The 13,718-nt window shown below is 71.3% G+C and carries 10 protein-coding genes; 4 read left to right on the top strand and 6 right to left on the bottom strand.

The features are described from left to right. Positions 1 to 78: 78 nt before the first annotated feature. From araA to ACFP3U_RS01630, 4 genes are all read right to left on the bottom strand, one after another. Positions 79 to 1,575: an L-arabinose isomerase gene (gene araA / locus ACFP3U_RS01645; protein WP_380223242.1), complete on the bottom strand. Its 1,497-nt coding sequence runs from the start codon at positions 1,573 to 1,575 to the stop codon at positions 79 to 81. Between the two features lie 22 nt (positions 1,576 to 1,597). Further along, entirely contained in the window at positions 1,598 to 2,263 is a 666-nt protein-coding gene (locus tag ACFP3U_RS01640; RefSeq protein WP_380223241.1) for an L-ribulose-5-phosphate 4-epimerase, read from the bottom strand. Beyond that, a complete protein-coding gene (locus tag ACFP3U_RS01635; protein WP_380223240.1) occupies positions 2,260 to 3,957 on the bottom strand; it encodes a ribulokinase in 1,698 nt (565 codons plus the stop codon). The genes ACFP3U_RS01640 and ACFP3U_RS01635 overlap by 4 nt, the downstream gene beginning before the upstream one ends. Positions 3,958 to 4,287: 330 nt before the next feature. Beyond that, positions 4,288 to 5,277: a LacI family DNA-binding transcriptional regulator gene (locus ACFP3U_RS01630; protein ID WP_380223307.1), complete on the bottom strand. Its 990-nt coding sequence runs from the start codon at positions 5,275 to 5,277 to the stop codon at positions 4,288 to 4,290. Between the two features lie 329 nt (positions 5,278 to 5,606). Between ACFP3U_RS01630 and chvE the strand changes: the two genes are divergently transcribed. The 4 genes from chvE to ACFP3U_RS01610 all read left to right on the top strand — a co-directional run bounded on the left by chvE (position 5,607) and on the right by ACFP3U_RS01610 (position 12,167). Next, positions 5,607 to 6,704, top strand: a complete 1,098-nt coding sequence (gene chvE / locus ACFP3U_RS01625) for a multiple monosaccharide ABC transporter substrate-binding protein (RefSeq protein ID WP_380223239.1) — start codon at positions 5,607 to 5,609, stop codon at positions 6,702 to 6,704. Positions 6,705 to 6,802: 98 nt separating this feature from the next. Further along, positions 6,803 to 8,350, top strand: coding sequence for a multiple monosaccharide ABC transporter ATP-binding protein (gene mmsA, locus ACFP3U_RS01620; protein WP_380223238.1), 1,548 nt, complete (start codon positions 6,803 to 6,805; stop codon positions 8,348 to 8,350). A gap of 3 nt (positions 8,351 to 8,353) precedes the next feature. After that, complete coding sequence (gene mmsB, locus ACFP3U_RS01615; RefSeq protein ID WP_380223237.1) at positions 8,354 to 9,589, top strand: multiple monosaccharide ABC transporter permease; 1,236 nt, start codon at positions 8,354 to 8,356, stop codon at positions 9,587 to 9,589. A 139-nt stretch (positions 9,590 to 9,728) separates the two neighbouring features. Further along, positions 9,729 to 12,167: an ATP-binding protein gene (locus ACFP3U_RS01610; protein ID WP_380223236.1), complete on the top strand. Its 2,439-nt coding sequence runs from the start codon at positions 9,729 to 9,731 to the stop codon at positions 12,165 to 12,167. Here the strand turns inward: ACFP3U_RS01610 and ACFP3U_RS01605 are convergent. Further along, on the bottom strand, positions 12,156 to 12,608 hold the full coding sequence (locus ACFP3U_RS01605; protein ID WP_380223235.1) for a barstar family protein: 453 nt from the start codon (positions 12,606 to 12,608) through the stop codon (positions 12,156 to 12,158). The two genes, ACFP3U_RS01610 and ACFP3U_RS01605, sit on opposite strands and share 12 nt — an antisense overlap. Before the next feature lie 91 nt (positions 12,609 to 12,699). Next, positions 12,700 to 13,377: a hypothetical protein gene (locus ACFP3U_RS01600; protein ID WP_380223234.1), complete on the bottom strand. Its 678-nt coding sequence runs from the start codon at positions 13,375 to 13,377 to the stop codon at positions 12,700 to 12,702. Between the last annotated feature and the right edge of the window lie 341 nt (positions 13,378 to 13,718).

The raw sequence follows: 13,718 nt of genomic DNA, 5'->3' as shown, positions 1-13,718 counted from the left end.
GCTGCGGTGCGGCGGCGACGCCCGTCCGTGGGTACGGACGGGCGTCGCCGGGGCGGAGCGCGGTGGGGCGCGGCGTGGTCAGAGCCCCTGGGCCAGCCGGTAGTAGGCCTGGTTCCAGCGCAGCTCCTTGGTGAACCGCCTGATGTTGGTGTCGTCGTCGATCACCAGGAGTTCCACGCTGAGCATCTCGGCGAGGTCCTCCAGCTCCTCGGTGCCGAGCGCGGAGGAGAGCACGGTGTGGTGCGGGCCGCCGGCCGTCAGCCAGGCCTCGGTGGAGGTGTGCAGGTCCGGACGGGGCTTCCAGACGGCGCGGGCGACCGGCAGGTGCGGCAGCGGCTGCGGCGGCGCGACCACGTCGACCTCGTTGGCGACCAGCCGGAAGCGGTCGCCCAGGTCGGCGAGGCCGATCACCACGGCGGGGCCGGGCTCGGCGTCGAAGACCAGCCGGACCGGGTCCTCGCGCCCGCCGATGGACAGCGGGTGGATCTCGCAGGACGGCGTGGCCGATGCGATGCTCGGGCAGACCTCCAGCATGTGGGCGCCGAGGATCAGCTCGCGGCCGAACTCCAGGTGGTAGGTGTAGTCCTCCATGAAGGAGGTGCCGCCCGCCAGTCCGGTGGCCGCCACCTTGAGGGTGCGCAGCAGGGTGGCGGTCTTCCAGTCGCCCTCGCCGCCGAAGCCGTAGCCGTCGGCCATCAGCCGCTGCACGGCGAGGCCGGGCAGCTGGCGCAGTCCGCCGAGGTCCTCGAAGTTGGTGGTGAAGGCCCGGAAGCCGCCCTCGTCGAGGAAGGTGCGCAGGCCGAGCTCGATCCGCGCGGCGTAGCGCAGCGAGTCGTGGCGCTCGCCGCCGGCCCGCAGCTCGGGCGCGAGGCGGTAGAGGTCCTCGTACTCCTTGACCAGCGCGGTGACGTCGCCGTCCTCCGTGGCGTCCACCGCTTCGACGAGGTCGTTGACGCCGTAGGTGTTGACGGAGACGCCGAAGCGGAGCTGGGCCTCGACCTTGTCGCCCTCGGTGACGGCGACATCGCGCATGTTGTCGCCGAAGCGGGCGAGCTTCAGGCTGCGGAGCTCGGCGCGGCCGGCCGCGGCGCGGGCCCAGGTGGCGACCCGGGCGGAGACGGCCGGGTCGGTGACGTGCCCGGCGACGGTCTTGCGCGGCACGCCGAGACGGGACTGGATGTAGCCGAACTCGCGGTCGCCGTGGGCGGCCTGGTTCAGGTTCATGAAGTCCATGTCGATGGAGTCCCAGGGCAGGTCCACATCGGCCTGGGTGTGCAGGTGGAGCAGCGGCTTGCGCAGGGCGTCCAGGCCGGCGATCCACATCTTCGCCGGGGAGAAGGTGTGCATCCAGGCGATCAGGCCGATGCAGTCGTCGGCGGAGTTGGCGTCCAGACAGATCCGACGGATCGCGCCGGCGTCGGTGAGGACGGGCTTCCAGACGACCTTGACCGGCAGGAGCTGGTCCCGGTTCAGGGCTTCGGCGATCCGCTGGGACTGCTCGGCGACCTGGCGCAGGGTGTCCTCGCCGTACAGCCCCTGGCTACCGGTCAGGAACCAGACCTCGCGGCCTTCCATAGGCTTTTCATGGGGTGGCTCCTCACCGGCCCTGGGGCTGGCCGTAGACGTTCTGGTAACGGAAGTTGAGACTGTCGATGTCCGCCTGGGCGATCGGCAGGGGTTCGCCGAGCTGGCGGGAGATGTGCACGGTGCGGGCGACGTCCTCGCACATCACGGCGGCCTTGACGGCGGCCTTGGCGTCCTTGCCGATGGTGAACACACCGTGGCTCTTCATCAGGACGGCGGGCGAGCGGTGGCCCTTGAGGGTGTCCACGATGCCCCGGCCGATCGAGTCGTCGCCGATCAGGGCGAACGGGCCGATCGGGATCTCGGCGCCGAACTCGTCGGCCATCGCGGTGAGTACGCACGGCACGGCCTCGCCGCGGGCGGCCCAGGCGCAGGCGTACGTGGAGTGGGTGTGGACCACGCCGCCGACCTCGGGCATGTGCCGGTAGACGTAGGCGTGGGCGGCGGTGTCGGAGGAGGGCGCGTGGTCGCCCTCGACGACGTTGCCGTCCAGGTCGCAGACGATCATGTTCTGCGGGGTCAGCTCGTCGTAGGAGACGCCGCTGGGCTTGATGACCAGCAGGTCCTCGCCGGGGACGCGCGCCGAGACGTTGCCGGCGGTCCAGACCACCAACTGGTAGCGGACGAGCTCCTGGTGGAGGTCGCTGACCTGGCGGCGGATGAGGTCGATGGCGTTCACTGGGCCTCGCTCGGGGTGGTGAGGGCGGCGTTGCGGATGTCCCGCAGGCGGTGCAGGAGCTTGTCGGCGCCGAGGCCGAAGTGGTCGTGCAGGGCGCGGTACTCGGCGAAGAGCAGGTCGTACACGTCGGCGGTGGCCGGGTCGGGCTGGTAGGCGCCCTGCTGCACCCGGCCCATGGCGGCGGCCGCGGTCCGCACGTCCGGGTACGCCCCGGCGGCGACGGCGGCGTGGATCGCGGAGCCGAGCGCGGGGCCCTGCTCCGACTCGGCGACCGAGACCGGGCGGCGCAGCACGTCGGCGTAGATCTGCATCAGCAGCGCGTTCTTCTTGAGGCCGCCGGTGACGATGAACTCGGTGACGGGGACCCCGCCGCCCTCCAGGGCCTCGACGATGACCCTGGTGCCGAAGGCGGTGGCCTCCAGCAGGGCCCGGTAGATCTCCTCGGGGCGGGTGGTCAGGGTGAGTCCGACGATCACGCCGGACAGGTGGTGGTCGACCAGGGTGGAGCGGTTGCCGTTCATCCAGTCGAGCGCCACCAGGCCGTGCCCGCCGACGGGCTGGGCGGCGGCCTTGCGGGTCAGCAGCCGGTGCAGGTCCTCGCCGGTGGCCTCGGCCTCGGCCAGGTACTCGGCCGGCACGCCCTGGCGCAGCCACCAGGCGAAGATGTCGCCGACGGCGCTCTGGCCGGCCTCGTAGCCGTAGGAGCCGGCGACGATGCCGTCCTCGACGACCCCGCAGATGCCGGGGACGTCGGCGAGGGTCGCGCCGTTCACGACGTGGCAGGTGGAGGTGCCCATGATCGCGAGCAGCCGGCCGTCGTCGACCGCGCGGGCGGCCGGGGCGGCGACGTGGGCGTCGACGTTGCCGGCGGCGACCGCGATGCCCTCCGGCAGGCCGGTCCACTCGGCGGCCCGCGCGGTGAGCGAGCCGACCCGGGAGCCGAGCGTGGAGAGCGGGTGCTCCAGGCGGGTGCGGGCGAAGTCGGCGAAGTCGGGGTGGAGCGCGGCGAGGTAGTCCTCGCTCGGGTAGCCGCCGTCCTGGTGGATGCCCTTGTAACCGGCCGTGCAGGTGTTGCGGCTCTCGGTGCCGGTGAGCTGCCAGACGATCCAGTCGGCCGCCTCGATCCAGCGCTCGGTGGCGGCGTAGACGGCCGGGTCCTCCTCCAGGACCTGGAGCGCCTTGGCGAACTGCCACTCGGCGGAGATCCGGCCGCCGTAGCGGGAGATCCACTTCTCGCCCCGGGCGTGGGCCAGCTCGTTGATCCGGTCCGCCTGGCCCTGGGCCGCGTGGTGCTTCCAGAGCTTGGGCCAGGCGTGCGGACGGTCCGCCCACGCGGGAAGCTCGGCGAGCGGGGTGCCGTCGGCCAGGGCGGGCAGGACGGTGCAGGCGGTGAAGTCGGTGGCGATCCCGATGACGTCCGCGGGGTCGACGCCGGAGGCGGCGAGTGCGGCGGGGACGGCGGTGCGCAGCACCTCGCGCCAGTCCTCGAAGTGCTGCAGGGCCCAGTCCGGCGGGAGCTGGCGGCCGGTGCCGGGCAGCTCGCTCTCGATGACCGCGTGCGGGTACTCGTGGACGGCGGTGCCGACCTCTTCACCGTCCCGCACCCGGACCACGACGGCGCGGCCGGAGAGGGTTCCGAAGTCGACGCCGACGGCGTATCGCTCCGCATCGTGGGCGGCAGGGCTCACGGTCACTTGCTCATCCTTCGTACGGGAGGCCTGGGGTGGAGGCCCTCGGATTGGCCTGTCGCCGGTGCGATCCTCAGCCGGGGCAAGGCGGAGCGCACCGGCGACAGACTTCGCTCCGCCGGCTCCCCCTCAGGAGGACGGAGCGAGAATCCGCCGGCCGGGAGCGTAGAAGCGGGCAGCTGCACCCGGCCTGCGGAGTTTCGGAGAGGCGTTCCTGTGAACGCTCACCTGGATTGTTAGCGCTAACAATCTCAGTGTCAAGGGAGTCGCCACAGGCCTCCCGGGCACCCGGCCGCGGCACTCCGGACGGCCGGGGAGGCGCGGCCGGGCCGCCGGTCAACCGCGCCCGGCCGGTCCCACGCTGAGCCGCAGCACGATCTCCGGGGAGATCTGCACATGGGTCCGGGAGAGGGCCGTACCGTCCAGCTCGTCGACCAGCATCTCCAGTGCCCGGCGGCCGAGTTCACCGAAGTCCTGACGCACCGTGGTCAGCGGCGGGATGAAGTAGGCCGCCTCCGGGATGTCGTCGAAGCCGATCACGCTGATGTCGTCCGGCACCGACAGGCCGGCGTCGTACAGCGCGCGCAGCAGGCCGAGGGCCATGTGGTCGTTGGCGCAGAAGACGGCGGTGACGTCCCGCTGTCCGGCGATCCGCAGACCCGCCTGATAGCCCGAGCGGGCGCTCCAGTCGCCGCGCTCCACCTCCGGCACGGGTGCCCCGGCCTCCTCCAGCGTGCGGCGCCAGCCCTCCTCCCGGTCGTGGCTCTCCAGCCAGTTGGCCGGGCCCGCCACGTGGTGCACGGTGGGGTGCCCCAGGTCGAGCAGGTGCCGGGTGGCCGCTCCGGCGCCGTCGGCGTTGGCCACCGACACCATGGGCACCTGGGCCTGGTCGCCCGAGCCGACCGCGACGACCGGCACCGAGCTGGAGAGCCGGGCCACCGCGCTGACGGCGGAGGTCTGCGGCGCGATCACGACGACGCCCTCCACGCCCTGGTCGCGCAGCCGGTCGACCGCCTCCTGGACCGAACGGCCGTCCAGGGAGCGCAGGCTGGTCACACTCACGAAGTACCCGGCGCTGCGCGCGGCCCGCTCTATGCCGTCCAGCATCGAGGCGGGGCCGTAGAGCGTCGAGTCGAAGCTGACCACGCCGAGCGTCTGCGACCGGCGGGTGACCAGGGCGCGGGCGGCGGAGTTGGGCCGGTAGTCCAGCTCCCGGATCGCGGCCAGCACCCGGTCGCGGGTGTCCGGCCGTACGTGCGGGGCACCGTTGAGCACGCGGGACACCGTCTGGTGGGACACTCCGGCCAGTTTCGCCACATCCGCCATCACGGGCTGGCGCTGGTCCGTCCCGGCACTATCGGTTCCCACTCGTGGTTCCCTCCTCGGTTTGGACCACAGTACGCGACCGGTCGCACACCGGACGGCGCCCCTTCCGCTTCGGCGGTGGCCACCTCCCCGGCATTCCCACACCTCGGGTACCGAACCGTGATCCAGGGCTACTTGACGGTTACATTGTGAGCGTTAACACTCGTGACACATTGAGGTCGGAGCCCCGCTCCAGCCGATCCGGGGCCGTTTCCGGCCCATCCCGATCGACCGCTCCGCCTGCCCGGTCAGGGCCCGCGACGGTCGCCGAACATCACTGGAGGGGAACTGTGCGGAAGATCTCGGCAGGCCTCGTCGCCACCGGCCTGCTGCTCTCTTTGGCGGCCTGCGGCCAGAGCGCCAACGGCGTCGGCGGCGACGCCTCGGCCAAGGGGGACGCCAAGGGCGGGCTGGTCGGCATCGCCATGCCCACCAAGTCCTCGGAGCGCTGGATCAACGACGGCAACAACATCGTCAAGGAGTTCCAGGCCAAGGGCTACAAGACCGACCTGCAGTTCGGCGACAACGTGGTGGAGAACCAGGTCTCCCAGGTGGAGAACATGATCACCAAGGGCGCCAAGCTGCTGGTGATCGCCGCGATCGACGGCGCCTCGCTCACCAACGTGCTGCAGAAGGCCGCCGACTCCCACATCCCGGTGATCGCCTACGACCGGCTGATCCGCGGCACGCAGAACGTCGACTACTACGCGACCTTCGACAACTACAAGGTGGGTGTCCTCCAGGGCAGCTACATCGTCGACAAGCTCGGCCTCAAGGACGGCAAGGGCCCGTTCAACATCGAGCTGTTCGCCGGCTCGCCGGACGACAACAACTCCAGCTACTTCTTCAACGGCGCGATGAGCGTCCTCAAGCCGTACCTGGACGACAAGAAGCTGGTCGTGCAGAGCGGCCAGACCGAGTTCAACCAGGTCGCCACGCTGCGCTGGGACGGCGGTGTCGCCCAGTCCCGGATGGACAACCTGCTGAGCAAGGCCTACACCTCGGCCCGGGTCGACGCGGTGCTCTCCCCGTACGACGGCATCTCGATCGGCATCATCTCCTCGCTCAAGGGCGTGGGCTACGGCAGCGGCAAGTCGCTGCCCGTGATCACCGGGCAGGACGCCGAGCTGGCCTCGGTGAAGTCGATCATCGCCGGCGAGCAGACCATGAGCATCTACAAGGACGCTCGCCTGCAGGCCAAGGTGACCGCCCAGATGGGCGACGCCCTGCTGACCGGCGGCAAGCCCGAGGTCAACGACACCACCCAGTACAACAACGGCGTGAAGGTCGTGCCGGCGCAGCTGCTCCAGCCGGTGCTCGTCGACAAGGACAGCTACCAGAAGGCCCTGATCGACAGCGGTCAGTACACCGCGGACCAGCTCAAGTAGCCGTGGGGCCCGATCGACGGGCCCCTGCCGAACCGGCCGTGCGGAGTGCGGGGGCTCCCCGCACTCCGCACCGCCCCGAACGATACGGACGCACAACCATGGCTGGACCCGTTCTCGAAATGCGGTCGATCAGCAAGTCGTTCCCCGGGGTCAAGGCGCTCTCCGAGGTCAATCTGACCGTCGCCCCCGGTGAGGTGCACGCCATCTGCGGCGAGAACGGCGCCGGCAAGTCCACCCTGATGAAGGTACTCAGCGGCGTCTACCCGCACGGCGGCTACGAGGGCGAGATCCTCTTCGAGGGCGAGCCCTGCCGGTTCAAGGACATCCGGGCCAGCGAGCAGCGCGGCATCGTGATCATCCATCAGGAGCTGGCACTGGTCCCCCAGTTGTCCATCGCCGAGAACGTCTTCCTCGGCAACGAGCACGCCGCCCGCGGCATCATCAGCTGGCGCCGGACGCTCACCCACGCCGCCGAACTGCTCCGCCAGGTCGGCCTGGACGAGAGCCCGCACACCCGGATCTCCGACCTCGGCGTGGGCAAGCAGCAGCTGGTGGAGATCGCCAAGGCGCTGGCCAAGAAGGTCAAGCTGCTCATCCTGGACGAGCCGACCGCCGCGCTGAACGACGAGGACAGTCGCAAGCTGCTCAACCTGATCCTTGAGCTCAAGGCGCAGGGCATCGCCTGCATCATCATCTCGCACAAGCTGAACGAGATCGCCCGGGTCGCGGACTCCGTGACCATCCTGCGCGACGGGCAGACCATCGAGACCATCGCGATCGGCGCCGAGGGCATCTCCGAGGACCGGATCATCCGCGGCATGGTCGGCCGCGACCTGGAGCACCGCTACCCCGAGCGCACCCCCGAGATCGGGGAGGTCGCCTTCGAGGTCGAGGACTGGAGCGTCCGGCACCCCGTCGACCAGCAGCGCATGGTGGTCGACGGCGCCTCGCTGAACGTGCGGCGCGGTGAGATCGTCGGCATCGCCGGCCTGATGGGCGCCGGTCGCACGGAGCTGGCGATGAGCGTCTTCGGCCGCTCGTACGGGCGATGGGCCTCCGGCACGGTCCGCCTGCACGGCGAGGAGATCCGGACCCGGACGGTGCCCGAGGCGATCGGGCACGGCATCGCGTACGTCACCGAGGACCGCAAGCACCTCGGCCTCAACCTGATCGACGACATCAGCCGGAACATCTCGCTGAGCGCGCTCGGCAAGGTCGCCTCGTACGGCCGGGTCAACCGGCACGAGGAGACCAAGGTCGCCGAGTCCTTCCGGCGCACCATGAACATCAAGGCCCCGACGGTGTTCACCGGGACCGGCACGCTCAGCGGCGGCAACCAGCAGAAGGTCGTCCTCAGCAAGTGGATCTTCTCCGAGCCTGAGGTGCTGATCCTCGACGAGCCCACCCGCGGCATCGACATCGGCGCGAAGGCGGAGATCTACACGGTCATCGCCGGACTGGCCGCCGAGGGCAAGGCCGTCCTCGTCATCTCGTCCGAACTTCCCGAACTCCTGGGCCTGTGCGACCGGATCTACACCATGGCCGAAGGCCGGATCACCGGCGAGGTCGCCCGCGCCGACGCCACCCAGGAATCCCTTATGCGGCTCATGACCATGAGCGCCGCATCCAGCAACGAGCAGGTGTGAGGCATGGCCCAGACGGAGATCATCCCGGATTCGTCCCCGAAGGCGCCGCAGGCCGGCCCCGGCCCCTCGCTCGGCGGCGTACTGGCCCGAGCGCTGCGCGGTAACGTGCGCCAGTACGGCATGCTGGTCGCCCTCGCGCTGATCGTGGTGCTGTTCCAGATCTGGACGGACGGCATCCTGCTCCAGCCGCTCAACATCACCAACCTGATCCAGCAGAACGGCTACATCCTCATCCTGGCGATCGGGATGATGATCGTCATCATCGCCGGGCACATCGACCTCTCGGTCGGTTCGCTGGCCGCCTTCGTCGGCGCCGCCGCCGCGGTGATGATGGTGAAGCACCAGGTGCCCTGGCCCCTGGCGCTCACGGCCGCGCTGCTGATCGGGGCCCTGGCCGGCGCCTGGCAGGGCTTCTGGATCGCCTACCTGGGGATCCCGTCGTTCATCGTCACGCTGGCGGGCATGCTGCTGTTCCGCGGCGGCACCCAGATCCTGCTGCAGGGCCAGTCGGTGGCGCCGTTCCCCAAGGGCTTCCAGAACATCAGCAGCGGCTTCCTCCCCGCGGTCGGCCCGCAGACCAACTACCACAACCTCACCCTGCTGCTGGGCCTCGGCGTCCTCGCCGTCGCGATCCTCCAGGAGGTGCGCGGCCGGCGGCAGACCGCCTCGTACGGGCTGGAGGTGCTCCCGCTCGCGCTGTTCCTGACCAAGCTCGCCGTGATCACCGCGGCCGTGGCCACCTTCACCATGCTGCTCGCCAGCTACCACGGCGTGCCGATCGTGCTGCTGATCCTCGGCGCGCTGCTGGTCGGCTTCGGCTACCTGATGCGCAACTCGATCATCGGCCGGCACACCTACGCGATCGGTGGCAACGAGCCGGCGGCCAAGCTGTCCGGTGTGAAGAGCAAGCGGGTCGTCTTCCTCGCCTTCACCAACATGGGCGTCCTGGCGGCGCTGGCCGGGATGGTCTTCGCCGCCCGGCTCAACGCCGGCACGCCGCAGGCCGGCATCAACTTCGAGCTGGAGGCGATCGCCGCCGCGTTCATCGGCGGCGCCTCGGCCAGCGGCGGCGTGGGCACCGTGATGGGCGCCATCATCGGCGGCCTGGTGCTCGGCGTGCTCAACAACGGCATGTCGCTGGTCGGCGTCGGCACCGACTACCAGCAGGTCATCAAGGGCCTGGTGCTGCTCGCGGCCGTCGGCTTCGACGTCTACAACAAGCGCCGGGCCGGTTCCTGACCCGGATCCGAAGCACGGCAGGACGGGCGCGGTGTTCCCACACCGCGCCCGTCCTGTCATGTTTCCGTCTCCGTAACGTGGCAGGAACCGGAACCAGTGCAGACTGGTTCCGGTTCTGTGCAAGAGAGGGGGGACCAGCATGATCGCCGACGCGCTGGGAAACCTGCCCGCCCCGTTCACCGGTTTCGTGGGCAGGCGACAGGAGATCGACGAGATCCGGCGCCTGCTGGACACCCGGCGCTTAGTCACGCTCACGGGCATGGGCGGGGTGGGCAAGACGCGGCTGGCGCTGGAGGTGTCCACCGCGGCCCGTACGGCCTTCCCGGACGGGGTCTGGCTGGTGGACCTCGCCCCGGTGAGCGGTCCCTCGGCGGTGGCGGCCGTGGCATCGAGCGCGCTGCGGGTGCCCGACCTCGGGGCGCTGCCCGCGTTGGACCGGCTCGCCGCCTACCTGGCCGACCGGCGGACCCTGCTGGTGCTCGACAACTGCGAGCACCTCATCGACTCCTGCGCCGAGCTGGCCACCACGCTCCTGGCCGCCGCCCCCGGGCTCCGCATCCTCGCCACCAGCCGCCACACCCTCGACGTCCCCGGCGAGCAGGTCTTCCCGCTCGCCCCGCTTCCGGAGGACGAGGCCGTGGAGCTGCTGCGGGACCGGGCCACCGCCGTCCGACCGGACTTCCGCGTCGACGCTGCCGACGAGGCCGACGAGGCGGACCGCCCGGGGATCGCCCGCCTCTGCGCGGAGCTGGACGGGCTGCCGCTGGCGATCGAGCTGGCCGCGTCCCGGCTGCGCACACTCACCGTCGGACAGCTCACGGACCGGCTGGAGAACCGCTTCGCGCTGCTCACCGGCGGCAGCCGGACCGGACCGGCCCACCACCGCACCCTGCGCGGGGTGATCGACTGGAGCCACGAGCTGTGCACCCCGGCCGAGCGGCTGCTGTGGGACCGGCTGACCGTCTTCGCCGGCGGGTTCAGCCTGGAGGCCGCCGAGGCCGTCTGCTCCGGCGACGGCATCGCCGAGGCCGAGGTGCTGGACCTCCTCGACCGGCTGGTCGCCCAGTCCGTCGTCCTGGTCCTGGCCTACGAGCACGACGCTCTCCCGCGCTACCGGCTGCTGGCGACCATCCGGGAGTACGGCCGGGAACGCCTCGCGGAGTCCGGCGAGCAGGACGAACTGCGCCGCCGGCACCGCGACTTCTTCCTCGCCCTCGCCCGCGAGATCGACCGGACGTGGTACGGGCCGGGCCAGGCCGAGAAGCTGGCCCGGCTGCGCGCCGAGCACACCAACCTGCTCGCCGCCCTCGACCACGACGGCGATCCGCGGCCCCGGTTCGCCCTGGTCGGCGCCCTGTGCTGGCACTGGTGCACCGGCGGCTTCCTCAGCGAGGGGCGCCGCCAGTTCGAGCGGGCCCTCGCCGCCTCCGCCGAGCCCAGCCACGAGCGGGCCCGCGCGCTGCTCTCCGCCGTCTGGGTGGCGCAGACCCAGGGCGACCTGGAGACGGCCGACCGCTGGCTGGACGAGGCCGACGCCCTGGGCGAGTCCTTGGACGACCCGTGGGTGCGGAACCAGGCGAGCGGCCTGCGCGGGGTGTCGGCGCACTACCGGGGGCGCCCGGACGAGAGCATCTGCCGGTACGAGCGTTCCCGGACCACCGCGGCGGCACTGGGCGACGAGCGCGAGGCGACCTCCTGGCTGGTCGCGCTGGCGGGTGTCCAGGCGTACGCCGGCGACCCCCGGGCAGCGGAGACCGGGGGTCGGGTCGTCACCGCCGCCGAGGCGAGCGGTGAGCGGTGGGGGCGGGCCCAGGTACAGCTGGCCCTCGGCCACCACGCCTGGGACCGAGGCGACCGCAAGCGGACCGAGTCCCTGGTCAGGGCCGCACTGGAGAACATGCGGGGCTTCCGGGACCACGCGATGCTCGCCAGGATGCTGGAGCTGCTCGCCTGGGCCGCCGCCGACGGCGGCTCCCACCAGCGGGCCGCCCGGCTGCTCGGCGCGGCGGACGTCCTGTGGCGCGACGCCGGCAGCTCCATCGCGGCGTTCGGGCCGCAGCCGGCCGAACAGCACACGCGGTGCGAGCGGACCCTCGTCGACGCGCTGGGCGAGGCCGCGTACGCGAAGGCCTTCACCCAGGGCGGCGCGCACAGCACTCCCTGCCAGGCGGTCGGCTTCGCCCTCGAAACCGCCGACACCGGCGGTGGTACCGAGCCTGAGGACAGCGCCCTGCCCGCCCCCGGGGAGCCCGACTCGCGAGGACGGACCGTCACCGACCGGCGGCCGGGCAGCGGTGCGCTCCGGTTCGGCGACCTGGTGTACTGCCCGGCGTCACTGGAGGTGTACCGGGACGGGGAGCGCGTCCACCTCACCACCACCGAGCTGAAGCTGTGGCGCGAGTTCGTCGCCTCCCCCGGCACGGTGCTCACCCGGGAGATCCTGCTGGACCGGGCCTGGGGCTACGCCTGGTCCGGCGACACCCACGTGGTGGACGTCCAGGTGATGCGGCTGCGCGCCAAGGTCGGCCGCGACCGCATCGAGACGGTCCGCGGCTTCGGCTACAAGCTACGCGCCTGAGCCGGGGATGCTCGTCTCCCACCCGACGGCCGCCAGGCGCCGCCCCAGGTCGAGCAGCGGCTCCGGCTCGTCGTCGAGAAGCAGGAGCAGAGCCGGCCCACCACCGGCACCGGCGAGGTCCGCGTGGTCGGCGAGGACGCTCAGGAGGATGCCCAGTGCCTTCGCCGGCTCGTCGGCGAGGAGGCCGCCGGCCTCCCGGACGACGAGGGTCGCCGGCCCGGACGCCCCGCCGGTCGTGCCGACCCCCGACAGCGCGTCCCGCAGGCAGTCGTTGAAGGCGGCCCAGTTGTGGCCGAAGTAGTCCGGGAACCGCAGGGCCCCGGCCCATGCGGCGAACAGGCCCTGGGTGGTGCGGCAGGCGGAGCCGGACACCTCCCAGTGCGCCGGGAGGTCGTCCCCGGCCTCGGCCAGCGGGCGGATCCATGTGGTCGTACCGACCATGGCGGTCTTCTCACTCTCGGTTCTCGGGGGTGGTGCGGCGGCCGGGTCGCCCGGCCGCCGCACCACACCGTCCGGTCAGCGTTCCCCGTGCCTAGAAGTGGCCGAGGTACTCGAACGACTGGTAGTGGTCGAACGTGGCGTAGACGTTGCCGTTGTTGACGTTGCGAACGATCCTCCGCGCGTTCCGCGGGACCTGCGCGTTGGGGTAGTAGTCGATGTCGTACTCGACGAACGGGGAGTAGTGCGTGTTGCCCCACCGGTCCGTGTAGGTCGACCAGGCCTGGGAGTCCGAAACACCCCGCTGGTGCTCGTACCAGGCGAGGAGCCCGTCCCGGTCGTCGAACCTGCCGCCGTAGTAGATGAACTGAACGTGCTGGTTCGGCTGGTTGGGCTCGTAGTATCCGAACCACCGGTTGCCGGTCGCCTGACCGGGCCACCCCGCGCTCTGCGCGGGGGTGAGCCAGACGTAGCTGCTGCCCTGGTTCCAGGTGTTGGTCTGCCAGTCGATCCGGTGGTTGGCCCAGAAGTCCGCCGCTTCGAGCGCGGCGTTCCAGTCCTGCGGGCTGATGCCACCCGGCGGGTTGTTGCAGGTCTGGGTGCAGGCGCCCGACGGGGCCTGGGCGAACGCGGGGGCGGATTCGGCGACCGTGCCGCCCGCGAGGGCGAGCAGCACGCTCGCGACGGTCAGGATCCGGCGGCGGCCCCGGAGCGGGGCCTTCTTGCGGCGATCCGCGTCGGCTGCGGCCGTCGGGACGAGAGCGGTGGACAACACGTGCTCCTTGGCTTGTTCCGGCATTCCCGGGGCTTCTCGCCCCGGTGCCCCCAAGGAAATCGACCGCGCGTATCAGTGGACTCTCGGTCGGATCACACCCATCCGGGGGGCGGAACTGACACCCGGTTGTGAGAAAAGCCGGAGGGGTGCCGCTCGGGAGAGGCACCCCTCGGTGGACGCGGGGAAAAAATCTTCGGCCGGGCGGCAACCCTTTCGCCGGCGGCGGCAACTGACGGGTGACACCGAGGGGCGAACACCCCTGGGGGCGTCCGATCGACCCCGCGTCGCCCACCCACGGGGCGGCCCGGGCGAACGTCGGAAAAAAACTTTCGCCGGCG

This window comes from Kitasatospora misakiensis (assembly GCF_042656005.1).
Taxonomy (GTDB): domain Bacteria; phylum Actinomycetota; class Actinomycetes; order Streptomycetales; family Streptomycetaceae; genus Kitasatospora; species Kitasatospora misakiensis.
The sequence above is the reverse complement of the archived record's forward strand: the minus strand, read 5'-3'. Positions and strand labels throughout refer to the sequence as shown.